At 45.5% G+C, this 22,974-nt stretch carries 25 protein-coding genes; 7 read left to right on the forward strand and 18 right to left on the reverse strand.

Features of this window, described 5'->3' with window-relative positions; translation table 11 throughout:
• Nucleotides 1-76: 76 nt before the first annotated feature.
• The 4 genes from NSQ20_RS26920 to yyaC all read right to left on the reverse strand — a co-directional run bounded on the left by NSQ20_RS26920 (nt 77) and on the right by yyaC (nt 3,806).
• Entirely contained in the window at nt 77-1,324 is a 1,248-nt protein-coding gene (locus NSQ20_RS26920) for an SAM-dependent methyltransferase (protein WP_047841566.1), read from the reverse strand.
• A 96-nt stretch (nt 1,325-1,420) separates the two neighbouring features.
• Entirely contained in the window at nt 1,421-2,125 is a 705-nt protein-coding gene (locus NSQ20_RS26925; protein ID WP_076253599.1) for a DUF6483 family protein, read from the reverse strand.
• Nucleotides 2,126-2,396: 271 nt separating this feature from the next.
• Nucleotides 2,397-3,188 (reverse strand): alpha/beta hydrolase, encoded by a 792-nt coding sequence (locus NSQ20_RS26930; RefSeq protein WP_036607004.1) that lies wholly within the window; start codon nt 3,186-3,188, stop codon nt 2,397-2,399.
• A gap of 60 nt (nt 3,189-3,248) precedes the next feature.
• Complete coding sequence (gene yyaC, locus NSQ20_RS26935) at nt 3,249-3,806, reverse strand: spore protease YyaC (protein WP_081745863.1); 558 nt, start codon at nt 3,804-3,806, stop codon at nt 3,249-3,251.
• A 158-nt stretch (nt 3,807-3,964) separates the two neighbouring features.
• Here yyaC and NSQ20_RS26940 point away from each other — a divergent pair, with 158 nt between their 5' ends.
• On the forward strand, nt 3,965-4,189 hold the full coding sequence (locus tag NSQ20_RS26940; RefSeq protein ID WP_017692283.1) for a DUF1128 domain-containing protein: 225 nt from the start codon (nt 3,965-3,967) through the stop codon (nt 4,187-4,189).
• Between the two features lie 62 nt (nt 4,190-4,251).
• Here the strand turns inward: NSQ20_RS26940 and NSQ20_RS26945 are convergent, their stop codons facing one another.
• Both NSQ20_RS26945 and NSQ20_RS26950 read right to left on the reverse strand, forming a co-directional pair.
• Nucleotides 4,252-4,977: a pirin family protein gene (locus tag NSQ20_RS26945; protein WP_036607001.1), complete on the reverse strand. Its 726-nt coding sequence runs from the start codon at nt 4,975-4,977 to the stop codon at nt 4,252-4,254.
• A gap of 139 nt (nt 4,978-5,116) precedes the next feature.
• Nucleotides 5,117-6,136, reverse strand: coding sequence for an asparaginase (locus tag NSQ20_RS26950; protein WP_036668003.1), 1,020 nt, complete (start codon nt 6,134-6,136; stop codon nt 5,117-5,119).
• Between the two features lie 177 nt (nt 6,137-6,313).
• Here NSQ20_RS26950 and NSQ20_RS26955 point away from each other — a divergent pair, with 177 nt between their 5' ends.
• The 4 genes from NSQ20_RS26955 (at nt 6,314) to NSQ20_RS26970 (ending at nt 8,329) form a co-directional block, all read left to right on the forward strand.
• Nucleotides 6,314-7,015, forward strand: a complete 702-nt coding sequence (locus NSQ20_RS26955) for a phosphatase PAP2 family protein (protein WP_051449537.1) — start codon at nt 6,314-6,316, stop codon at nt 7,013-7,015.
• Nucleotides 7,016-7,149: 134 nt separating this feature from the next.
• Complete coding sequence (locus tag NSQ20_RS26960) at nt 7,150-7,407, forward strand: GlsB/YeaQ/YmgE family stress response membrane protein (RefSeq protein ID WP_017692278.1); 258 nt, start codon at nt 7,150-7,152, stop codon at nt 7,405-7,407.
• A 64-nt stretch (nt 7,408-7,471) separates the two neighbouring features.
• A complete protein-coding gene (locus NSQ20_RS26965; RefSeq protein WP_036606997.1) occupies nt 7,472-7,879 on the forward strand; it encodes a YtxH domain-containing protein in 408 nt (135 codons plus the stop codon).
• A gap of 84 nt (nt 7,880-7,963) precedes the next feature.
• On the forward strand, nt 7,964-8,329 hold the full coding sequence (locus NSQ20_RS26970; protein WP_017692276.1) for a DUF5665 domain-containing protein: 366 nt from the start codon (nt 7,964-7,966) through the stop codon (nt 8,327-8,329).
• 20 nt (nt 8,330-8,349) lie between these two features.
• On the opposite strand, the gene NSQ20_RS26975 is transcribed toward NSQ20_RS26970, so the two are convergent.
• The 11 genes from NSQ20_RS26975 to NSQ20_RS27025 form a co-directional block, all read right to left on the reverse strand.
• The gene (locus tag NSQ20_RS26975; RefSeq protein ID WP_081745867.1) at nt 8,350-9,402 is read right to left on the reverse strand and encodes a magnesium transporter CorA family protein; all 1,053 of its coding nucleotides are present in this window, start codon (nt 9,400-9,402) and stop codon (nt 8,350-8,352) included.
• 110 nt (nt 9,403-9,512) lie between these two features.
• Entirely contained in the window at nt 9,513-10,286 is a 774-nt protein-coding gene (locus NSQ20_RS26980) for a sigma-70 family RNA polymerase sigma factor (RefSeq protein ID WP_036606995.1), read from the reverse strand.
• Entirely contained in the window at nt 10,283-10,735 is a 453-nt protein-coding gene (rsbW, locus tag NSQ20_RS26985; RefSeq protein WP_036606993.1) for an anti-sigma B factor RsbW, read from the reverse strand. Before rsbW ends, NSQ20_RS26980 begins: the two co-directional genes overlap by 4 nt.
• An 18-nt stretch (nt 10,736-10,753) precedes the next feature.
• Entirely contained in the window at nt 10,754-11,092 is a 339-nt protein-coding gene (locus NSQ20_RS26990) for an STAS domain-containing protein (RefSeq protein WP_036606989.1), read from the reverse strand.
• Nucleotides 11,093-11,178: 86 nt separating this feature from the next.
• The gene (locus NSQ20_RS26995; RefSeq protein WP_036668004.1) at nt 11,179-12,855 is read right to left on the reverse strand and encodes a response regulator; all 1,677 of its coding nucleotides are present in this window, start codon (nt 12,853-12,855) and stop codon (nt 11,179-11,181) included.
• A 16-nt stretch (nt 12,856-12,871) separates the two neighbouring features.
• A complete protein-coding gene (locus NSQ20_RS27000) occupies nt 12,872-13,744 on the reverse strand; it encodes a protein-glutamate O-methyltransferase CheR (protein WP_036606984.1) in 873 nt (290 codons plus the stop codon).
• An 86-nt stretch (nt 13,745-13,830) separates the two neighbouring features.
• On the reverse strand, nt 13,831-17,556 hold the full coding sequence (locus tag NSQ20_RS27005; RefSeq protein WP_036606982.1) for a response regulator: 3,726 nt from the start codon (nt 17,554-17,556) through the stop codon (nt 13,831-13,833).
• Nucleotides 17,553-18,722 (reverse strand): fused response regulator/phosphatase, encoded by a 1,170-nt coding sequence (locus NSQ20_RS27010; RefSeq protein WP_036606980.1) that lies wholly within the window; start codon nt 18,720-18,722, stop codon nt 17,553-17,555. The genes NSQ20_RS27005 and NSQ20_RS27010 overlap by 4 nt, the downstream gene beginning before the upstream one ends.
• A 341-nt stretch (nt 18,723-19,063) precedes the next feature.
• Nucleotides 19,064-19,408, reverse strand: coding sequence for a general stress protein (locus tag NSQ20_RS27015; protein WP_017692267.1), 345 nt, complete (start codon nt 19,406-19,408; stop codon nt 19,064-19,066).
• Between the two features lie 94 nt (nt 19,409-19,502).
• Nucleotides 19,503-20,036 (reverse strand): hypothetical protein, encoded by a 534-nt coding sequence (locus NSQ20_RS27020; RefSeq protein WP_036606978.1) that lies wholly within the window; start codon nt 20,034-20,036, stop codon nt 19,503-19,505.
• A gap of 68 nt (nt 20,037-20,104) precedes the next feature.
• Entirely contained in the window at nt 20,105-20,614 is a 510-nt protein-coding gene (locus NSQ20_RS27025) for a DUF948 domain-containing protein (RefSeq protein WP_036606976.1), read from the reverse strand.
• A 220-nt stretch (nt 20,615-20,834) separates the two neighbouring features.
• Here NSQ20_RS27025 and NSQ20_RS27030 point away from each other — a divergent pair, with 220 nt between their 5' ends.
• Both NSQ20_RS27030 and NSQ20_RS27035 read left to right on the forward strand, forming a co-directional pair.
• Nucleotides 20,835-20,999, forward strand: a complete 165-nt coding sequence (locus NSQ20_RS27030) for a DUF1328 domain-containing protein (protein WP_017692264.1) — start codon at nt 20,835-20,837, stop codon at nt 20,997-20,999.
• A 374-nt stretch (nt 21,000-21,373) separates the two neighbouring features.
• On the forward strand, nt 21,374-21,892 hold the full coding sequence (locus NSQ20_RS27035) for a hypothetical protein (RefSeq protein WP_143781127.1): 519 nt from the start codon (nt 21,374-21,376) through the stop codon (nt 21,890-21,892).
• Between the two features lie 91 nt (nt 21,893-21,983).
• On the opposite strand, the gene NSQ20_RS27040 is transcribed toward NSQ20_RS27035, so the two are convergent.
• The gene (locus NSQ20_RS27040) at nt 21,984-22,871 is read right to left on the reverse strand and encodes a cation diffusion facilitator family transporter (RefSeq protein WP_036606974.1); all 888 of its coding nucleotides are present in this window, start codon (nt 22,869-22,871) and stop codon (nt 21,984-21,986) included.
• Nucleotides 22,872-22,974 lie beyond the last annotated feature (103 nt).

The following is a 22,974-nucleotide window of genomic DNA, read 5'->3' on the forward strand; positions in this document are numbered from 1 at the left end:
GCAGTATGTGCATTGAATATCATTTTACATTCAGGGACCCTAATTGCAGTATGTCCCTGGATTGGCGTTGGCACACTCAGCAAAGGTCGCAATTTGCGGAATCTTGAACGGTTTCTTTGCTCGAATTTGATTTCCCATCGGCCTGCTTGCCATCGCCAGGAAGCAAATCGGCACAAGCCCGCTCCAAATATGGATCAGCATGAATGAAATCACGGAAAGCCGTATATTCATTCCACATCTCCGTCACTTCGCCAGCCTGACCGCGAACAGCACGAATCAATATGTTTTTAGGCGTATTCTCCATATCGATGAATTCAAGCAATTGTGTCTTGTATCCCATCAGATCAAGCAACTTGGCACGAATCCCATCCGTAGCCAGTGCGGAAAAACGTTCCTTGAGGATGCCATGGGACAACAACGGATTCATCACGGAAGCCTCTACTTGGTCAAACAGTTCATGCTGACAGCAAGGAACAGACAGAATAACAGAAGCCCCCCAACGAACTGCCTTCTCCAAAGCAGCATCGGTAGCTGTATCACAGGCATGCAGCGTGACAACCATATCCACTTCATTCAATTCATCGTAGTCCGCGATGTCTCCAACCAGAAACTTCAGATCGCCATAATGCAATCGATTAGCCAGATCATTACAGTGTTCAATTACATCTGCCTTCAAGTCCAACCCAATAATCTTGAGTGAACGCCGTTGTTGTACAGACAGATAATGATATAACGCAAATGTCAGATAAGACTTGCCACAACCAAAGTCAACGATGGTCAGTGGACGTCCTTCCGGCAGATGTGGTATGACATCCTGCACCATTTCGAGGAAACGGTTGATCTGTCTGAACTTGTCATACTTGCGGGCCAGCACACGACCTTCTTCGTTCATAATACCAAGTTCAACGAGGAACGATACGGGTACGCCTTCTTCTAATACATATTGCTTCTTGCGATTATGCGACAGATCCACCGCAGTTTTGGAAGCAGATTTGGTCAGAATGGATACTTTATATTTTTTGCTGATCAAAATTTGATAGTCTGCCTCGGTCGTACAGAGCAGCCCTTGACGAAACGTCTCTTCGCATAACAAAGTCATGCGCTCAGCCGCTTCAGCCGGAGTCAAATTCTCGTGCAGCACTTTGTTGTTATAATGAAATGCAAATTGATAATGCAGCTGATTCTTCAGTGTCACCGGCTTGACTTGCACTTTGGTATACGAGACATTGTCCCGTCTGCGCAGCTGGCTCCAGGTCGCTGTAATCAGCGAATTCTGTTCAAAGATGTCTTGTATAAGCTTTCGCAATGAATCCACGGGGTACATCTCACTTTCGATTTGGTTTGGTCAACCGTTACCATACCACAATTCCGTTCCCTCTCCAAGTAAAGGCATGTAACAGGCCTTGATCCAATCCATATTTTATGAGTTCATCTCTTGACGACTTAGTTCAGCTAGTCCCTCTTCAACTTCGTTCCGTGGCAGACCGCCCTGCTCCAGTTGTTCATCCGTGAGTGGGCTCAACCTTTCATAGAACGCCTGTACATCATCTCGGTAGCTCACCGGGAATTCAGCACCAAGCTGTAGCAGCCTGTACCAACTGTTCTCTGCCTGGTCATAACGCCCTTGTTGTTCACGATAAAGGGCAAGCTGTCTTTCGGTTCGAGCAGGGAGTTCATATTCTTTCGTAAGCCCCAACACACCCTCCACCCGTTCCGGTGCGTCCAACAACTTGGGATTAGCGCCATGATTCAATGCATACAGGTAAAAATGAAGTGATCTCATCAATCGAATGAGGGCGTCATCCTCTGCGTCCATTCTCTCCTGATCATCGATGCCTTCCACTTTGGCCTTCTCTTGATAGATGTAAGCCTCTTCTTCAATCAGCCTCGCGGCTTGCTGCAGATTATCTACCTCAATTATTCCGCGAAAACGGAACATTTCAATAACATCCTCTGCTGGCAATGAGTTCAGTAAAGATAAGTTCAACCCAAACTGCCTGCGCATCAACTCATCCAGTTCAGACAATGCCTCGGTGTGCTTACGCTGCTGTTTGAGCGTGAACACTTTGCCTATTGCTTCAGTCATTTCCTCCATCATGCGGAGCAGATAATCTTTTCTGAACATGCTGTATGCCCCCTCATCATTCGACCCTATACATTCAATCGTTCTCATATCGTTCCTTTATATTTATTTTAATTCATGCCATGACAAAAAGCCAAAAACAAGACACACGTGTCTTTGCTCTGGCCATGAACACACTAAACCCCTGCCTATCCCAAAGGGACGTGGCAGGGGCTCGGTTGAAATGGAACTGGGTACTCCTCCTCCACAAGAGGTTGAATCATCCAGGAACCAAACTATATTCTAATTATATCAACATAAATCACTTCATCAATTACTTCGATAATCCAGCCATAAATTGTTTAATGACCTGAATTAATTCTTCAGGAGCTTCATACATGCTCATATGACCTGCACCCGCAATCACGGCTTGCACGATATGTGGCTTGTCACTTGTAAATGTGCGTTCTGGCGGGATAACCGCATCCTTCTCTCCCGCAACCAGCAATACAGGTAAAGGTGTAGCCGATAACACATCGCGGCGATCCGGGCGTTCTCGCATAGCAAGTGCAGCACCAACAGCACCTTGAGGAGCAGTCTGGTATCCAATTTCCTTCACACGTGTTACATGCTTAGATAGCGATTCCACATGTTCCGGTGCAAACAGTCCGGGAACCAGTCCATCTACAAAATTCACGATACCTTCGGTCTGAATGGTGGATACAGCGCGCAGGCGTTTTTCCTTGGCTTCTTCACTGTCCGGATAGGCTGTCGAATGAATCAGACCAAATGCATTCAAACGCTCCGGGTGACGTTGTGCAATCGAGAGCGCAATGTATCCCCCCATCGAGTGTCCCAGAAGGACCGCTTTTTCCACATTCAACTCATCCATCAACTGTAATACATCGTTGCCCATCTGTTCGATGGTATAACTTCCTACAGGTGCATCTGTTTTTCCGTGTCCACGCAGATCAGGTACGATACAGCGATAACTGCGTGCCAGTTCAGGTACGACCTCATCCCAATACGATGAACTGCCACAGTATCCGTGGAGCAAAATGAGTGCTTCTCCCTTACCTTGTTCGGCATAACAAATCGTCGTTCCATCACACATCACTTTTTCCATATGAATCCCTCTCTCTGCGCGAATTAAATAATTCAGGTTGTATATTATTAAGCCTACATATCATGAATGAAACGTTTGTCTACATTTCCATGCTTCAATTGCGGCGTCTGCAATCGTTCGGGACATCCCCATGACCAAGTGAAGCGAGGTCATCTGCAAAATGGAATAGGGCCTTGGTCCATTCGCATTAACCACAGCTGCTACACTGTATTGTCCAACAGGGGGTAGCTTGCCTCCGACCGATTGGGCCGGAATGAGTGGGTTATTCGAGAGATAGTATGTACCTACCGCCTGCTTTGGACCCAGACATGCATCAATCGCTATGATGGCATGGTGTGCAGGAATAAGTGCCAATTTCTTTTCCAGCGTATCTGCATCACAAGGGGAAGACAGCGTGCCAATCACGTTCTCCATTCCGCTCTCTTGCAGTAAACTTCCTGTCAGTGGACCCAGAGCATCCCCGGTGGAACGATCAGTACCGATGCAGACAAACGTGATTTCAGCTGGAGAATGAAGTTGAACGATGTTTTTGAAAAATAAGACCAGATTCTCTGCAGGCACGCCTTTGCGGACTTCCCTTCCTTGATGGCGAACCATTTCTCGCTTATACGCTGCCAAGCTGTATTCCCTCCAGTGCACTCAGGTTTCCGTTAAATCCTGTTGTTGTATCCATCATTGTAACCGATGCTTGGTTTCCTCGCAAAAGCATTAGCCTGAGCGCTTCCAATCATGATACAATAACAAGAGTTTCCGATACGGAAGGGATGAACTTAACGATGGATTTAACACAAGCAACAGCAGCCAATATGGAATATATGATTGAAGCGATCAAAACCAAACTTCGTATGGCAAGCGGTGCCGCCATGCAAGCTTCTTCATTCCCACTTGAGAAATATGAAGATCTGTTTGACCTGTATGAAATGATTTTGAGCAAGGAACATCTCAGTATCTCTGAAGTGGAAGCTGTCGCTTCGGAACTGGGTAATCTTCGTAAATCTTAAGCCAAAAAAGGACCTGTTTTCCACATCACCGTGGGAACAGGTCCTTTTTCGCATGTTTATCCTTAAGGCAGGTCAACCAAAACAAATTCGGCAGGTTCACTGTCTGTACTCGTGATTTGCAGATCACAGCTTTTGCGAATTCGTGCGGCATCCCCCGGCTTGAGGTTGAAGTTACCATCCGAACAATGAATCTCCACATGTCCACTGATCAGGAAAAGATGTGTCCGTCGATCTTCGTGTTGCGGGTACATCAACTTTTTCCCGGACTCCAAATGGGACAGATAACAGGTTACATCCTGGGAAATAGGCAATGCGCCTTCGCTTCCCTCGCCCCCTTGCCCGGATACAATCGGACATAGACGATTCAAATGCTCCTGCGGCTCTATTCTCCGATTCGTATAGGAAGGTTTCAGCATACGCTCCGATGGCAAAAACCACATCTGGAGGAAACGTACCGGTTCATCCGCTGACGGATTGGTCTCGGAGTGTTCCACTCCCGTACCCGCACTCATCACCTGGACCGTTCCCGGTTCAAGCAATTGTTCTGTTCCCATACTATCCGTATGTTTGAGTGTACCTGATATGACATAACTGACGAGTTCAAGATCATGATGTGGATGTTTCTTAAAGCCTTCTTGCGGCATCAGCGTGTTTTCATTATGAGCCAACAGACAGCCAAAATGGGCATTGCTTGGATCATCATAATCCGCAAAGGAAAAGCTGAATTCACTGTGTATCCAACCTCGATCCGACGTGTGCCTTTCTTCCGATGTCACCACTTTAATCATGTTCATCCACCTCCAAGGGTTTAGAGCTGCCACATTACCGCGGCAGTCCATGCGTGTATATGAATTGTATAGATGAATACCAGTTGGTATGTCATCTTTACCCGGGGTCCGGCAACTCTAATCACGCCCCTTCTTAAGGTTATACGCTATCTTCAAGTGAGTGAAGAATGAACTCACTATCTGCATGACCTACAAGGGTACCCGCATCATTTCGGATGTCCGAAGGGAACACTTCAGCCAATCGTGCAATGGTTCTCTCATTGGAATAACCAATCTGTCTTAGGATGGATTGAGTGATGAAAGCCCACTCTTCCTCGGAACCATCAAGCACCTTGAAGGTGATTCCCAGTCTTTCTTTTTTCAGGCCAAAACCGAATACCCCCTTGAATCCACCCTTCGCTACAATGTTATTGTCTTCCAGCAGCACTGAATCTACACGCTCCGTGCCACCTACCATCAACGGATGTTCATTCATAGCTGATGTTATGGTCTCTACAGCTGTTCTTGTGGAAGGATCAGCGATAAGATCCGGACAAGCGAGCTTCAGATAAGCGTTCGACAATGCCGACAACGGCAAAGAAAATACCGGAAAGCCGCAGCCATCCGTCCCAAGCTTAATCTCTTTTTCCTCAATACCTGCCAGGTCGGCAAAGGTTTCAAGAATTTCTCGTTGTACCGGATGTTCCGGTTCAGCGTAACTGCCCAGATCAACCTGCTTCATCTGACTGTACCCCAGAATTCCCAGATGTTTTCCGGAGCAGTTGTGCAAGATGCGTCGTTTCTCTCCTTGTGCACGTAACCATTGATTACGGCTTTCTTCATTAAGCGGATAGCTTGGTGCACAGATCAGGCATTCTTCTCCCAATCCAATTTTACCGGATAACTGCTCCAGCACCCGAATGTGTTCCGGTTCCGAACGATGCGAAGAGGACATGATGGCAATCTCCTGTGCTGATAGGCCATAGTGACTGGCAATTCCTGCCCGAATACCTGGAATGGCTTGAAAAGGTTTGGCAGATGAGCGAGTGAACGCTCTAAAATGAGGGTCACCAGCCGAGTATACGATTCGGCCATACTCATCCGTAATACTTATGTGTCCGTAATGGGCGCATTCCATAACGCCTGCACGGTATTCTTTAATTAACAAGGCACTCTCCATGCGAGTTCTCTCCTTTGTGCTCCCGATTTCATCTCTGCTTTGCGTCACGACGCCGCATGGGATATCTTAAATAGTATAGTACAAAATCGACGTTTTTACAGTTTTTTCGACAGGCGTTTCGGGTATAGCTTTATCATCTATGTTCATCTACTACAATAACTGAAGGAGAAACTCATTATGCCGCGCAAAACGTATTCACCAGCCTCATTCAGTTCAAATTCCGGTACGTTATTACGTCCACTCTTCAACTGGGGGTTGGCTGGTCTGGCCCTCAGCGCATCGGTCGTATTTATCCTGGCAGGTCTGGGTGCCTGGTTGGGTGCTGATGTTATTATTCGTCTGGATGATCAAATTCAGCAATTATTTTATCTGAATTCAGATTCACGTCTTCATCTATTCCCTTACACTGCATTCATAACCGCACTGGGCTCATTCAAAATCTCTGCTGTGGCTGCAGGAGGTTTTGCTCTTCTTTTCTTCATTCAACGCAGTCCAAGGTTTGTTGTATATGGATATGCGCTCACGGGAAGTTTTGCCATGATGTGGATTCTGAACACCTTATTGAAGGAATTTTTCAGACGAAGCAGACCTGAACTGGATCATCTGCTGGTCGTTCACGGGTACAGCTTTCCAAGCGGACATGCCATGATCTCCATGGGCTTTTACGGCATGCTCTTTGTAATCTGGGCCATTGAACGACAGCGACATAACTCTTCCGGTGTGTGGCTTCCTGTTCTATGTGGTATTAGTTTTATTTTCTTGATTGGCCTCAGCCGGATCATGTTGGGCGTTCATTATCCTACAGATGTATTTACTGGATTTACTGCTGGATTGGCATGGATCTTCTGCATGGTTAAAGGCATTAAACAAAGCCACTAAAGAATCAATTCCTCTGATTTCCAGTTCATTCATCCTCATCTTTATTGTTTCACAGGGTTGCACGGGGTTTATATACGAAGTAAGCAAACGCGAACAGACAACATCCTACATCAAGTTTAAAGGAGGCGGTTGTTATGTGGGGCATCATTATCAGCATTGTGATGGCTGTCATCATCGGTTTGATCGGAGATGCACTTGCCGGTCACAACATGCCTGGAGGCATAATCGGTGCAATGATTGCCGGATTTGCCGGAGCCTGGCTGGGAGCACTCTTGCTTGGTAACTGGGGACCAGTTATCGGTAACTTTGCCATTATCCCTGCCATCATTGGTACAGCGCTCTTTGTTTTCTTGCTGGGGCTTGTGTCCAGACTGCTAAGACAGGCTGCCTGATTCGGGCAACAAGGTGTTCGTTGTTTCGTATTTGTTTCTTAAATTGAAGAAGGAGTGATTAGACATGAATAAAGCAGAAGAGCAATATCCTGTACAGACGGGTTCGACTTTCGCAAAAGGTATTTTCATCGGGGGTTTGCTGGGAGCTGCAGCAGCACTACTCTTTGCGCCTAAACCGGGACGTGAATTGCGTGGTGACCTTTCCGAGAAAGTGGGCATCGTTACTGACCGCACCAAAGAAGTGGCAACTGTTGTAGGTGACAAAGCCTCTGAACTGGCTAAAACGGTCTCTTCCAAAACTTCCGACATTGCAAAAACGGTAAATCAAGGCCGCAATGATGTAATGGACTCTGTGAGAAAAGCGTCCGCTGATGTGGCTAACGAAGCATCCCGTGCATCTGATGAAGTGGCTGCCGCTTCCGTTGAAGCGAAGGAAGATGCACGTAAAGAACTTAACTCGACTAGCCTGTAAGGCGATACAGATCGAGTGACTAATAGCCAGCTGCACTCCAGCTGGCTATTTTTTATCCAATGAGAGTTGAGGAGGACAAATAATATGAGTAAAGTTACAATCAACGGTAATACTCCAATTACGGGAGGAACACCGGCACAGCAGTATGATACAAGCGAGCACCCTTTTGAATTGCGTCATGAGGTAAAGCGATTGAACACCCGTCTGGACCAGATTGCGGACAGTCTGGAGAGAGCACAGATCAAGGATATTATTGAGAATTACAGCAGTCCCAAAAAGCGGATTATTACCAATTTTACAGCGGGCATGGCACGAGGTCTCGGTCTGACTGTGGGTACCTTTGTTGTTCTCGGTTTGCTGGCATTCATTCTCAGCCAATTCGTGAATATGCCAATTGTGGGCCAATATATCGCTGACTTGCTTGGTTATATTGAAGATTACAAAAACTAAGAGGACTAACCAACAGTAGGCTATCCCTTACGTTTTTCCGTTGCTCCTTTTTTCTCTGTCTCTTCAGCTGAAGGCTGTGAGGATTTCACTTTGAGCAGATCTCCTGTCCAGCCTTTCATCATCAGCCATACATACATGCTGATCATGCTTAAGATAATGACAACAAGGACCAGTACAACTCCCCATGATTTGTCGATAAAGGGCAGGTTCTCAAAGTTCATCCCCCATATCGCGCCAGCTGCCGTGGCAGGTATGAACACAGCAGTAACAATGGTCAGCGTCTTCATGATCTCATTGCCACGTACACCGGAGATCGCATTATCAATGGAGATTAACGTATCGATCTCTTTCTCGTAGTGACTAAACAAACGTTCCATTCGCTCTACTCGATGTTGGAGCTGCTGGAAATATCGATTTTCGTTGATTTCACTGAGATAAGCCTCATGGGCAGCAGCCATCAGTTCCGAATAGGGGATAAACAGATTGCTCCAGTATAACAGTTCAAATCGGGCGGCCAAAATCTGGTCCATTAAAGTTCGGGCATTGCGGGATTCCATCTTCCGTTCCAGATCACGCAGGTTCATCTCAAAATGATCCATCCCCACATGGTAGTAATGCAGTATAGCTCGAAAAAGTACAAACATCCCGTCCCTGGCTTCACTACATTGCTGTAACATATGGGCACGTTCATCCGTCTTCATAATGCCTCGTGTATTGTCATCCATATTCAAGGTAACCAGGTTATTGCGATCGACATAGAAAAACATCTGATTATCTTGACGTTTGTCATCTCTCTCATTCTTGACTGCATACAACAATGAACCAAATATGACTGGTTCTGTACCATTCACGAAACGGACGGACAAATAATTCGATTCCACTTCCGGAATCTTATGAAGCCAATACCGCATATCCGGAAACGCCTCTGTCAGCTCCCCCAACGCATCGTTCATGCTATCGGTGTCAGGCGCAACCCAATCCCACCATTGCCAATGGCCCGAGCAAGATAACTTGTCGCGGCGAGCTTCCAACTTGATTTGGTTCACAATCACAATATCCACTCCTGCACTCATGTTCTTCATTGCATACCCATCTTTTTGATCCCAAAAAGGACACGTATGCATTTCAGCGCATTGACGTGTCCTTCTTTATGCCGTACTCAACAACATTAGGGTTCCATTTTTCATAACATTGAAGCATTAGACATGATCTGTTTCAGTTTCTCTGTAGCTCGCTTCTGAATCCGAGATACACTCATCTGTGAAACACCAAGCTTCTGGGCAATTGCCCGCTGAGATTGGCCATCCTGGAATGCTAGAATAAGTACCTGCTGTTCTTGTTCCTTCAATTGTCCCAATGCCTGTTGCAAGTCCATCCGTTTTTCGACCGAATCATAGTCATTCACATCTGCACTGATCAGTTCTCCCAATGTTGCTGCACTGTCATCCTGAGATAAAGGAGAATCCAGTGATACATAGTGGTAACATTCCCGACCAGCCAGAACTTCAATTGTCTCTTCTGCAGTCAGATCAAGGTATTCAGCAATTTCGTTCACACCGGGTGAGCGCTCCAGCTTAACGGTTAACTCATCGATGGCATGTTGCACAAGGGCTCCCTTTTCCTTAATCCTCCGGGGCACCTGAATATACCAGGATTTATCACGCAAGTAGTTCTTCATATGACCGATCATGCTCTTCATGGCATAAGGTTCAAACGGAATACCTAGGTTGATATCGTATTGCTTAAGCAAACGAATCAAAGCCATCTGCCCGGTCTGATACAAGTCTTCGTATAGATCGGGGCGATTCCGAGCGATTTTACCTGCTGCCATCTTGACCATTGGTTCATATTTACGGATGAGAACTGTTGCAATTTCATTATCTAGGGTCTGCTGGTATTCCCAGATCAAACCTATAGCTTCAGACATGGACTCTGGGGGAGTCACTTTTTCATTCATACTTTCTCCTCACTTCTTGCAAGACGTTTTACGAGTACTACTTTCGTACCTTTGCCCGTCTCACTTTCCACACTGACATCATCCATCAAGGCTTGCATCAGGTAGAACCCAAGTCCGCCAATCTGTGCTTCCGTCAGTTCTTTGTCGTGTAGACCGGCACGTGACACAGCAGGGTTCATGTTCTCGAAGCTGGCACCTTCGTCCTTGACAATAATGGACAATGTTTCGCCATCCACTTCGAATACAACTTCAACCATGCCGCCTTCGTGTGAGTAGGCATACAATACAGAGTTGTTACAGGCCTCGGATACAGCAACTTTCATATCCTCAATGTCTTCGTAGGAAAATCCCATTTTGGATGCTACTCCATAGAGATTGAGTCTTACAATATCAACGTAATCAGCTGTCGCAGGTAAATTAAGGGTGACTCTTTGAACTTCTGCATTCATTCCTTTTTCGATCCTTTCCTATTGGGAATTCTTCTGTGTGACAAAGAATTTGGCGATGCCCGTCATGTCAAAAAGTTTCTGAATCTGCGCAGGAACTTCCTGTACTTCAAAGCGAGCTTCCATTCCATGTCTGGCCTTCAGAACAGATAACAGGATACCAATCCCTGTACTATCGATATACTTCAATTCTTTCATGTTAATCACAAGATCCTGTTCCTTGTTATCCACGAGCGGCTCCATCACCAAGCGGAAGTCAGGAGCAACCGACAAATCCAGTTCGCCAGTCAGATACACCGTACACACGCCGTCCTGAGTTTCAGTTCTTGCATTGAATTTTTCATTTTTATTTGTATTCATTAGACATCTCTCTCCTGATCAATGGTTTCCTTACCTAATAACCCAACTTCAGCACGAGTGAATCAGAAAGAAGTTTGGAAAATGTTTCAATTGGCCTGATTCATGGCTGAAGGGCCTGGGTCTAACATTTGTCGTTGTTTCTGAAACTGGGCTATTTTCTGTTTTACATTGCCCATTTTCACCGGTTTACTAATATAATCATCCATGCCGGCAGCAATACAGCGTTGCTGAATACCTTCCATCACGTTAGCAGTCATGGCTATAATGATTGGCTGATTAGACTGGGACAGACTCTCTCGAATCCGCCGTGTACATTCCAAACCGTCCATCACAGGCATCTGCAGATCCATAAACACATAGTCATAGGGATAACGGCTGCCGTTTACCATATCGAGTGCGCTCTGTCCATCTTCAGCAATGTCTGAGAGCAACCCCAGCTTACCAAGCATAATCGCCATCAACTTCTGGTTGATCGGATGATCATCCACAATTAATACCGTAGGATATTTATTCTCATTTTTCACATCCGTTGGTTTCTCTTCCCCGTTCCCCTGGACCAGTTCAGTTTCTACATAACGTTTCGCCTGAATTGTAAATACAAACGTTGCTCCCCGTTGCTCTGTTGTATCCAGATAGATCTGTCCACCCATCATTTCAACCAGAGTCTTGCATATTGCCAGTCCTAAGCCAGTTCCACCGTATTTACGTGTCATGGATGTATCCAGCTGGGAAAACGGCTGGAACAGGCGATCAACTTTGTCTGAAGCGATACCTATCCCGGTGTCTTTAACGGCAAACTCCAATGCCATTTCTCCATCCTCTTCTTCCTTAACTGACACGATCAGATAAACTCCACCCTGATCGGTAAATTTGATCGCATTGGCAATAAGATTCAAGAGAACCTGACGGAGCCTTGCCATATCTCCATAGATTAATTCAGGCACAGAATCTTCCAGGAAATAATCCAGTTCCAGATTCTTTTTGCCTGCTTCTGCAGCAAACAATCCCAACACTTCCCGAATACAGGAGACAATCTCAAAAGGATGCTCTTCCAGTTCCATTTTGCCGGATTCCATCTTGGTAAAATCAAGAATGTCATTGATAACCGTGACGAGTGCATCTGCACTGCGACGAACGATGTCTGCATATTCCTTCTGATCTTCCCTCAGTTCCGTCTCCATCAGCAGATCAACCATACCGATAACTCCGTTCATCGGTGTACGAATCTCATGACTCATCATTGCCAGGAACTCTGTCTTTGCATTGGCTGCAATTTCTGCTTCTTCCTTGGCCTGAATGAGTTGTTGGTTCATCTTCTCCAGTTCCTGTGTCTTCTGGTGAAGAAGCATGGTCTGTGTCTTCAAACGTTTATTGGTGATAAACATCTCCACAAAGCCCTCGATTTTGGATTTCAAAATCTGAGGAATAAATGGCTTAACCATGTAATCAATGGCCCCGGCTGAATATCCGGCAAACAAGTGCTCCGCTTCTCTGCTATTGGCAGAGATGAATATAATCGGCACATCCTTGGACTTGTCCCGTGCCTTAATTAACTTTGCTGTCTCAATTCCGTCCATTCCAGGCATCTGCACATCGAGAACGATAACCGCAAATTCGTCTTTTAGCAGACAGCGGAGTGCCTCTTCTCCGGAAGTTGCCTTAACGAGTTTATATTGTTCCGATTCCAGAACTGCTTCAAGAGCAAGCAAGTTCTCAGGGCGGTCATCTACCAATAATATGTGGATTGGTTCATTGAGCCCCATGGCTACCCCTAACCCCCTATTTGATCTTCCGGTATATTTTTTCGGTCCGGTCTAACGGCTCATAGGTATCACTGAACTCTGTAAAATGTATCGATTCTTTCGACCCCAGAACCAGAATACCAAAGTGGCTCAAGCTCTCATGAAACAGCCCATGCACATGGTTCCGCAGTTCATCATTAAAATAAATCATGACATTACGGCAAAAGATAACATTAAACTCGTTAAATGACCGGTCTGTTGCCAGGTTGTGCTCGGCGAAAATGATGTTCTTCCTTAGAAAAGGATGAAATATCACCGAATTGTATTTCGCTGTATAGTACTCGGAGAAGGCTCTGGTACCCCCTGCCTCCAAATAATTTGTAGTAAATAGTTTCATTTTCTCAATACCATATACGCCTTCTTTGGCCTGTTGCAAAGAGCGATCATTCATATCCGTTGCGTAGATTCTTGCCTTGTCATACAGTCCTTCCTCATGCAACATGATGGCCATGGAATAAACTTCCTCTCCTGTAGAACATCCCGCATGCCATATTCGGATATACGGGTAGGTTCTCAGGATAGGAATAATCTGTTCCCGAAACATTCGGAAAAGCGAAGGATCTCGAAACATTTCCGTTACAGGGATGGATAAGTTCTGTACAAAACGTTCAAACGCGGAACGGTCATGAAGAACACGCTCCTGCAAGCCGGATATGCTCTTAACACCTTCAGCATGTGCATGATGCCAGATTCTTCGTTTCAGGGATGGCAGTGCATAGTTTCTAAAATCATATCCATATAAACGGTGCATGCCTTCCAACAGCAACTCAATCTCGATCAGCTCGCGTTCTTCATCTTGCGGCATACGGACCAAATCTGCCCCCGTCTCGGTAGGTTCCCACGGTGTCATAAGTTCTCTCCACTTCTTCATTTGTTACTTGCGTATTCGTCGTATTGTCTTTCATTACCCAAACAATGAGCATACGAATAATGAACTTACGAATACAGCCATACGCGCATTAAGGATAACAATTGATCTGTCTGGATCGGTTTTTTCACATAATCAGATGCTCCGGCCTCAATACATTTGCCGCGATCCTCTTTCATGGCTTTGGCCGTAAGCGCAATAATCGGCAACTTTTCAAACTGCGGGATCTGTCTGATTCGTGTCATCGCTTCATAACCGTCCATCTCTGGCATCATCATATCCATCAGTACCAGATCAAATTCCGGATTTTTGTCTAAAATCTCCAAAGCCTCTCGGCCGTTCTCAGCAAACGTCACATCCATCCGATAGCCTTCAAGAACACTCGAAAGGGCAAATACGTTACGAATATCGTCATCTACAAGCAATATTTTCTTGCCTTCAAACAACGTTTCTTTGTTGTGTAGTTTCTGTAAGATTCGACGCTTGTCTTCCGGCAAATTGGCTTCTACCCGATGCAGGAACAAAGTGGTCTCATCCAGCAGACGTTCCGGTGACTTCACATCTTTGATAATGATGGATTCCGCATATTTGCGCAGCTTCATTTCTTCCTTGGAATCCAGTTCTTTGCCTGTATAAATTATAATCGGCAGATCGTTCAGATATTCATCATCGCGAATCTGGTCGAGCAACTCAAACCCGGTCATATCCGTTAACATCAGATCCAGTACCATACAGTCATAACGCTGGCTGTGTAATTCATTTAACGCCTCACTACCTGTCGACACAGCAGTGATTGCAACATCATCATGACCAATCAATTCAATAATGGCTTTACGCTGAATTTCATCATCTTCGACGATCAACAATCGTTTCAATTGATTCTCAGTATATGATTTGATATGTGAGAATGCTTTATCCAGTGAATCCTTGCTCGAAGGTTTTTTCAGATACGCAATGGCGCCCATCATCAGACCTTGCTTCATATCATCAATGACTGAAATCACATGAACCGGAATGTGGCGTGTTGCCGAACTGCTCTTCAGCTCGCCCAGAATGGTCCAACCATCCATCACCGGCAATTGAATATCCAGGATAATGGCATCCGGCAGATATTGACGTGCCATTTCAAGTCCTTTATCCCCTTGAAGGGCAACAAGTGCTTTGAAGCCTCTTCCTCTCGCCATATCCGTCAAAATATGTGCAAAGTTCACGTCATCCTCAATGATGAGCAGGATTTTGTCACCTTCCATCAGATTCTCCCGATCATCTTCGATCTGCGTGACATCTGGAGTATGGGAAGGAGAAAGATCTGTACCCACGCTACGCTCCGGATCAGGAGAGAGAATGGACTGATGACTTGAAAGCATGGTCCGTGCTTCGATGGACTTTTCATAAAGATCCTCTGAGGAAACAGCCGCTTCTCTTGAAGCACCTTCCTCCGCCAAGGCTTCCTCTTCATGATTATCCGGCAGGTATAAGGTAAAGCAGCTACCTTCTCCCTCGGATGATTCCACCTGTATTGCACCACCAAGCAAACGTGCCAGTTCCCTGCTAATGGACAATCCCAGACCAGTTCCACCGTATTTCCGACTTGTGGTCCCGTCTACTTGCTGGAACGCTTCAAAGATCAGATCCGTCTTGTCCGATGGAATACCAATGCCGGTGTCTTTTACACTGAATCCGAGATATTCCTGATTGGTGTTCATATAACCCGGCAGTTCTTCCGGTTTCATCCGTCGTCCAATTAGACTAACCGAACCTCGATTGGTGAACTTAAATGCGTTCGACAACAAATTCCGTAAAATCTGTTTGACGCGATGGCTGTCGGTGTACACCCATTCCGGTAGATCGCTGTCGAAATCAATATTCAAGTTCAGTTCCTTTTTGTTCGCCATCGGTCCAAAGTTCTGCTGAACAAAGCTGGTCAGCTCTTCCATTCGTACGGTCTCATAATTGATATCCATCTTACCTGCGTCCACCTTGGACAGATCCAGAATCTCATCAATCATCTTCAGCAGATCCGCGCCCGACATGTAGATGGTTTGCGCATATTCCTGCTGTTTGTCAGTCAGATTTCCACCTTTGTTCTCCGACAATAACTGGGACAATATGAGCAGACTGTTCAATGGTGTACGGAGTTCATGTGACATATTCGCTAAAAATTCGGACTTGTACTTGCTTGTCATCGACAGCTGTGTAGCTTGCTGTTCCAACTGTGTCTTCGTTTTCTCAATTTCGTCATTTTTCTCTTCAACTTCACGCACCTGCTCTTCAAGCGCCCGCGTCTTGGCAATGAGTTCCGTATTAAAATGTTCCAGTTCTTCCTGCTGACGCTGTAGCAACTCCTCAGATCGTTTAAGCGCCTCTGTCTGCTCCTCCAGATTCTCATTGGAACGACGAAGTTCTTCTTGCTGTGTCTGCAATTCTTCCGATTGAACCTGCAGTTCCTCAGTCAGTGCCTGGGATTCACGTAGCAGCTCCTCCACACGCAAACGACGTCGAACGTTGTTCAAAATTACGCCCAGGTTCATAATCAGTTGTGTGAATAACTGCTTGTGCAGTTCATTGAAACCTTCAAAGGAAGCCACTTCAACTACACCAATCAGTTCATCTTCAAACACGACAGGATAGATCATGATACCCGCAGCACGTGTTGAGCCTGAAGCTGAACCAATATGCACGTAATCTTCGGGCGTATTTTCCAGAATAATCGGTGTCATATCCAGCGCGGCTTGACCAATCAGGCCTTCCCCGATGCGATACATTTCCTTACCAACATCTTCGTTCTCTTCAAATGCGTATGCACCGTAACGTCTCAGTTCGTCGGGATGTTTCTCCTCATCGATCAGATAGACGACACCCAACTGAGCACCAAGCACAGGTGTGAACTCACTGATAAACATCTGTGAAATTTGGCGAATGGAGCCAATCCCCCGAAGCAGCTCCGGGACTCTTGCGATGTTCGAACTCATCCAGTTTTGATCCTGCTGAGCCTGCACATAAGCCCTCTCGATCTCCAGTTTTTCTTCCAGATCACTGGATACATCTTTGAACACACTGGCAATCTGACCAATCTCATCGGTTGATTTGACCTGTATGCGCCGAATGGTTCGGTAACGCCCTTTACCAAAGCTGGTAATCATCATAGATACAGTGTTCAGACCCCGTGTAATACTCGGCAGCACCCACAGAATGACACCCAATGCAAGCAACAACCCGGCAATCATGATACTTATCGTGATCTGTACTGCTCTCGTATACGCTTCGTTAGCGTTCTTGATCTCAGCATCAATCTCTTGGTCCTGATAACGTGAAAGAGCATTCAAACTATCCACAGTTTCTTTTTGCACCGCGAGTCCTGTTGAATTGCGGTAGTTATTCGCATCTTCTACCCGGTTTTGGGACATCAGGTTGATCTGTCTCGTTGCATAAGATGTATAAGCGGTCCACGCCGTATTCACACGATCCACCAGTTGATGTTCAGGTGCACTGTCTGCCCGGTTTCTCACTTCTGCGAGGTAACCATCCCCCCGATCCTTCATCTCCTTCAGGTCACCCTCAGCAGCATTAATCGAATTGTTCGGATTCAATAACAAGTTAGCCAGCACTTTGGCAATATCATTGACCTCTCCACGTGCAGCAGAAGTGAACCTTACTTTGAGATAACGTTCCTGATACATCTGATCAATCTGTTGATTACTGCTGTTTAACCGTTCATAACTCACAAACGTGAGCACGATCAAAATGGCCATCAGAGCGGTAAAACCAATCAGCAGTTTATTCCTGATCTTCATTCATCCCCCGCCCCTTTATTCAAAGTAATCCAGACCAGACATTTATCATCATCCCGCTCTTGGGGAATTTCGTCGTCAAAAAACATGGCCTGCATAGCAGCTTCATTCCACTGATGTGAGCCAGTCAGTTTTTCGATCAGGAATTCATGTTGTTCTTCCTGCCCGCCCTGAACAGCTTCCAATAATCCATCCGTATAGAGTGCAATATGCCCGTCACCCTCATAATGGATCGTTTGTGGTTCAATATCCATCTTGTCAAATAAACCAACAGGACAGCAGACGCTGTCAAATGTGGTGACACTGCCGTCGTTTCGGAAAAATAAAGCAGGTGGATGCCCCGCATTAACATAATCAATACGTTTCATCCGTGTATCAACGACCAAATAAATTGCCGTGAAATAATACTGCACCAATTGTTTTTCCAGATGGAGCTGGTTAAAACGACGGTTCAACTCCTGAATGACCTTCTCTGGATCCACATAAGTGGTAACCGTATCTTTTAACACAGAAGCGATAAACATGGTAAACAGGGATGAAGATATCCCGTGTCCCATCATGTCGAGCAGCAGTACTCCGTAACGGCCTTCCCCAAGGGGGTACCAAGAATACAGATCACCCGCAAGCTCAAAGGATGGTTTATAGATGGCATGCACTTGGAACAACGGGTCCCTAATTGCCGGACTTAATACAGCATTTTGGACCATCGCTGCCAACTTGAGCTCATCCTGAATACGTTGATCACGCTCTTTATGCCAATCCTTCTCCTGTTTCAAACGAAGTGCGAGTCGAATTCTGGCCATCAGTTCGACTTTATTAATCGGCTTGGTCACATAATCAGATGCACCAGCATCCAATGCTTCGGCAAGTTTCTTGGAGTCTCCGATGGCAGTCACCATAATAATCGGTATATCCTTCAGATTCTCAAATTTCTGCACAATACTGCAGGCTTCGATACCGTCCATCTCAGGCATCATCATATCTAGCAAAATCAGGTCAATATCCGACGGTCTTGGACGAAGTTCGTTGCTTTCCTCCCCAATTCCTAACACTTCAAACATTTCCATGGCGGAACTCGCCGTTACAATGTCACGATAGTTTTCTTTTTTCAGAATTTCTCGAATGATAATGACATTCGTCGGATTGTCGTCAACAATAAGTATTCTCATTGATATCTCCTTATCTGTGGCGTCCGGGTTTGTCGATTCTTATTAGGTTAAAACAAACGTTGATTATACAAATTTTGCATACAAAACGGCAGTAGACATAATAATTCCTAGTATAACTATAATCGTAAAAACAAAAAACTTCTATCAGTAAATGGCACCATCGTAGGGGAATATCCCCGCGACTCACCCTGTTTTTGCAGCGTCCTGATCCCGCTTCCAAACTTGCAAAAACATAGATAAGGAATGGGGAAAGCCCCATTCCTTATCTATGTTTTTGATTAAGCATTTTACATAAATGATTCAGAAGCTTGTCCATGTTCAGCAAACTTCAACTTATCGAGTTAATCTTTCTTTTTAGCAATAACGAGTACTTTACCCTTGTCGAGTTCACTCTCGTAGAAGTCCGCTTCGGCTTCGGTAAAGCCCATCGAAACAATTTTGGCCCGGAGTTCATCACCACGTGAGCGGAACAGATTCGCCAAGGAATCAAATACGCCTTCTTCCTTTATGCCAATTTCTTTGGCATCTGCTGTATCGGCAATTCGATCTGTACGATCCTTCTCATGGGCGAGAACAAAGATTTGATCAGCAAGGTATCCGGTAATCTGCAATTCTTTCACCGCTTCTACCGCCTGGACTCCGTTTTCTACCACTTTTGCATAAGCTTGCTCATTGGTTGAATTCATCGTTTCCACTCTCCTCTGATTTAATCTTCTGTATCGAGCTACTTAGTATATAACCATACTATATGGGTTTGAAACGATTTGGTAATAACCAATCCTAGGAAACTGTGTCATCAAAAAGATCAATGCCTTCAATCTGATGAGATCCTGACTTCATATATACCTTCAGAGCCTGGTCTCCACGGAGAAACACTTCTCCGTCCTCTGCCACATAATAAGGTTTCCCTAGAGCATGATGGATCGCTTCAATATTCATCTCAATTCTCTTTCCGTTTAACATGATGTGATTCTCAGATGCATCGATATGCACATATTGAATGACATCCGTATCTTCACACAAGCCAACCTTCACATCATGAAAGTGATATTCAGGACATCCCAGATAAGGATCTTCCTGCTTATGCCCCGGCTGGCCCTTATTGGCCAACAAATCATCCATGGTGTCATCCAGAGAAATGCCATTCAGAGTCCGAAAATGCTGGAAAGTCTCGGATCGATCAACAGCCAGAGTTACCTCTGACGCCTTCTCTTCCATTGCCGTCCATTGCATATCGTGAGCAGCGGGTACCGCTGCCGGTTGAACGGAAAAGGGAGAAATTACGCTAAACATCACAAGCAGTAGTTTCATCATGATTCTCACCCTTTCATCAGGTTCATCACCGCTCTGAAGGCTTCTTCATGGGTTACAAAGCGGTCATGTTACTTGCGCATCCGTTGCCATACGTTCGCTGCAACATCAACATACTTCATCCAGTTTTTCCCGCCCTTAGCTTCACCATTATATGTAGCTTCATAGGATTGCAGGGTACGATCCGTTGATGTAGCAGGCGGTGCAGTTACATGAACCGCTTCAGCATGCTTGGTCTGTTCAGCGTTGTTACGTTTGGTCTGAAATTTCGCCATCAGCGTTGTGGAAACTTGTTTGGCTGCTGCCGTCACTTCATTTAACACTTCTCCCAGATTTTCAACAGATTCCATAACAGGATCAATTTTTTTCATTTTGTGTTGTACATCCACCGTAATATCATTGGCATGTCTTACCGTCTGCTTCACTTCATAACTAAGTTCGTCAATGGTTTTCTGTACCTCCTGCAATGTCTGTGAGACATTGTCCAAAGAACCCTGAGCGGATTTCAAGGTACGAATTAAAAAGAATACCAGTACTGCAAATGCCACTGCAATCAGGGCCACGCTAATTTGATAGATCATAGAAGAACCTCTCTTTCCATATGTGCATCAGTTTGTTATTGCTATAGTTACCCGGCGATTTCCCGGACGAAACAATATTATATATCCCTTCATATATGCCTTCGCTTGGAAAAAAAACCAATGTTTCAAGCGGTTAGCACTCGGTTAAAGTTAGACTACACAAGGCGGTGAGGTGAACACAACTCACTCCACAATCAATTATACGAAAGGATGAATACTTATGTTGAAATGGTCTGTATTATTTCTAATTATTGCACTGGTAGCAGGTATTTTTGGATTCTTCGGTATTGTTGAAGCAGCTGCTTCAATCGCGAAAGTACTCTTCTTCATCTTTGTTGTACTGTTCGTAATCTCCCTGATTACGGGACGTAGCCGAATGCGATAACCTCAGGCTCTGATATGACTGAGTGTTTACTAAACGAAATACATACAAAAGCCGATCGTGCTCCCAAGCCGATTGGCTTTTGTGCGTTCAGGCATAGGTCAACTTTTCTATATTATGTATTGCACTCCCTTCTGCTTTATTCCAATCCGCTCTCGTATGAATCCCAAAAAAAACAGGACCTTCTTGAGATAGCCAACCCGGTTTTATCCCACTGAAGTATGATATTTACAGGCTTGCTATATACCCACATATGAGCCAGTTGACACTGGAGAATGCAAGAAAATATTGTTATAATTTGTGATTCATAAGGGTGCTTGCTTGGTTACTTGTAATCAGGACAACATTTTACATACCTACCGAGGAGGAAAAACAAAATGAAAAAAATCGTAAGTTTTGCCGCTGCTTTAACGTTGATGGGTTCGATGGCTGCCGCTGCGGGTGCTGAGGAAGCGGTTACTGGAACGGTAAATCCGGAAACAGGAACTGAGGCTACAACAACGACAACGACCACAACAACTCCAGCTGTTGAAGTGAACAAACCTGCTGTAGAAACAGTAGAAGGTACTGCTGAGACTGTAACAGGTACAACAGTAGACACTACAGGTGCAGAAGGTACTTCAACTACAACTGAAACGCCAGCTACGACTACAGATGAGAAAATGTTTGAAGAGCCACTCGTAAAACCAGGTGATGAAGTACTGGCACCAACGATGTTGCTGAACCTTCTGGAGCGCACTTGGTTCTATGATGCACCTAACGGTAAACCAATCGGTGCATTAGGTTCCCAAGTCATCGATACAACAGGTGAAGTGGTTGATGGATTCGATGGCGGCGAGTGGGTACAAGTATACACTTGGAAAGGCAAAGCGTGGATCCACGTTGCCATTCAATAACATCGTATAATCGTTCTAATGATAAGTAAAGAGGACAGCACGCACAATTGCGGCTGTCCTCTTTTCATTTTCCAAGATGTTCACTCCCTGTTCAAGGGTTCCTTGTGACTTCTTCCGTCTTTGGTTCCACATGTACATGTACATGCATGATGTTATGCGATCGCTTCAACCGCTCTTCAACACGGTCACAGATCTGATGGCCTTCAATCAAGCTTAGGCCTCCGTCCACTTCAATGACTACATCCACAAGTACATGACTGCCGTGCACACGTGCCTTCACGTCCTTGATCATCTCAACACCGGGAACGCGTGCTACGGAGGATCTGAGATCCGTCAGTTCCTTCTGGTCAAATCCGTCGGTAAGACGATGTGTAGAATCCCGAAAAATCTCCCAAGCCGTTTTGCAGATCAACAGACCTACAGCAATGGCAGCTACTTTATCCAGCCATGGAAGTCCAAACTGCGCACCTATAATTCCAATTGCAGCGCCTATGCTGACCCAGGCATCGGAACGATTATCTTTCGCCGCAGCCATCAGAGCCTGACTATTAATTTGTTTTGCCAGACGGTGATTGTAACGGTACACGCCTAACATCACCACAGCACAGACTACAGCCACCGCTGCCGCCCACAGGTTTGGAGCAACAAAGGCTCCTTCATACCAGGAGCGAACGGCTTCAACCAATACTTGCAGCCCAACCATAGCCATAATAAATGAAGCTACCAAAGCAGCAACCGTCTCCGCTCTAAAATGACCATAGGCATGATCCGAATCAGGTGGTTTCTGGGAGATCCGAAGCCCAATCAGTACAGCAATGGATGCTACAATATCTGTAAGGTTATTAAAACCATCGGCCAGCAAGGCGCTGGAAGCAAATAAATATCCACAGATCAGCTTAAAAGCGGACAAGACGAGATAGGCTACGATACTAACCCAAGCCCCTCGCTCCCCTTTTCGAATTTCTTCATAAGCGTTCAAACCGGGCGACACCCCTTTAACGTTTCGTATTACGGTTTTTCCATGTTACCAAATGCGGAGCGTGTGGGTCTACAGAAACAGTGTTGCCAGGTTGCATTGCTGT

This window comes from Paenibacillus sp. FSL K6-1122 (assembly GCF_037977015.1).
GTDB classification, from domain to species: domain Bacteria; phylum Bacillota; class Bacilli; order Paenibacillales; family Paenibacillaceae; genus Paenibacillus; species Paenibacillus amylolyticus.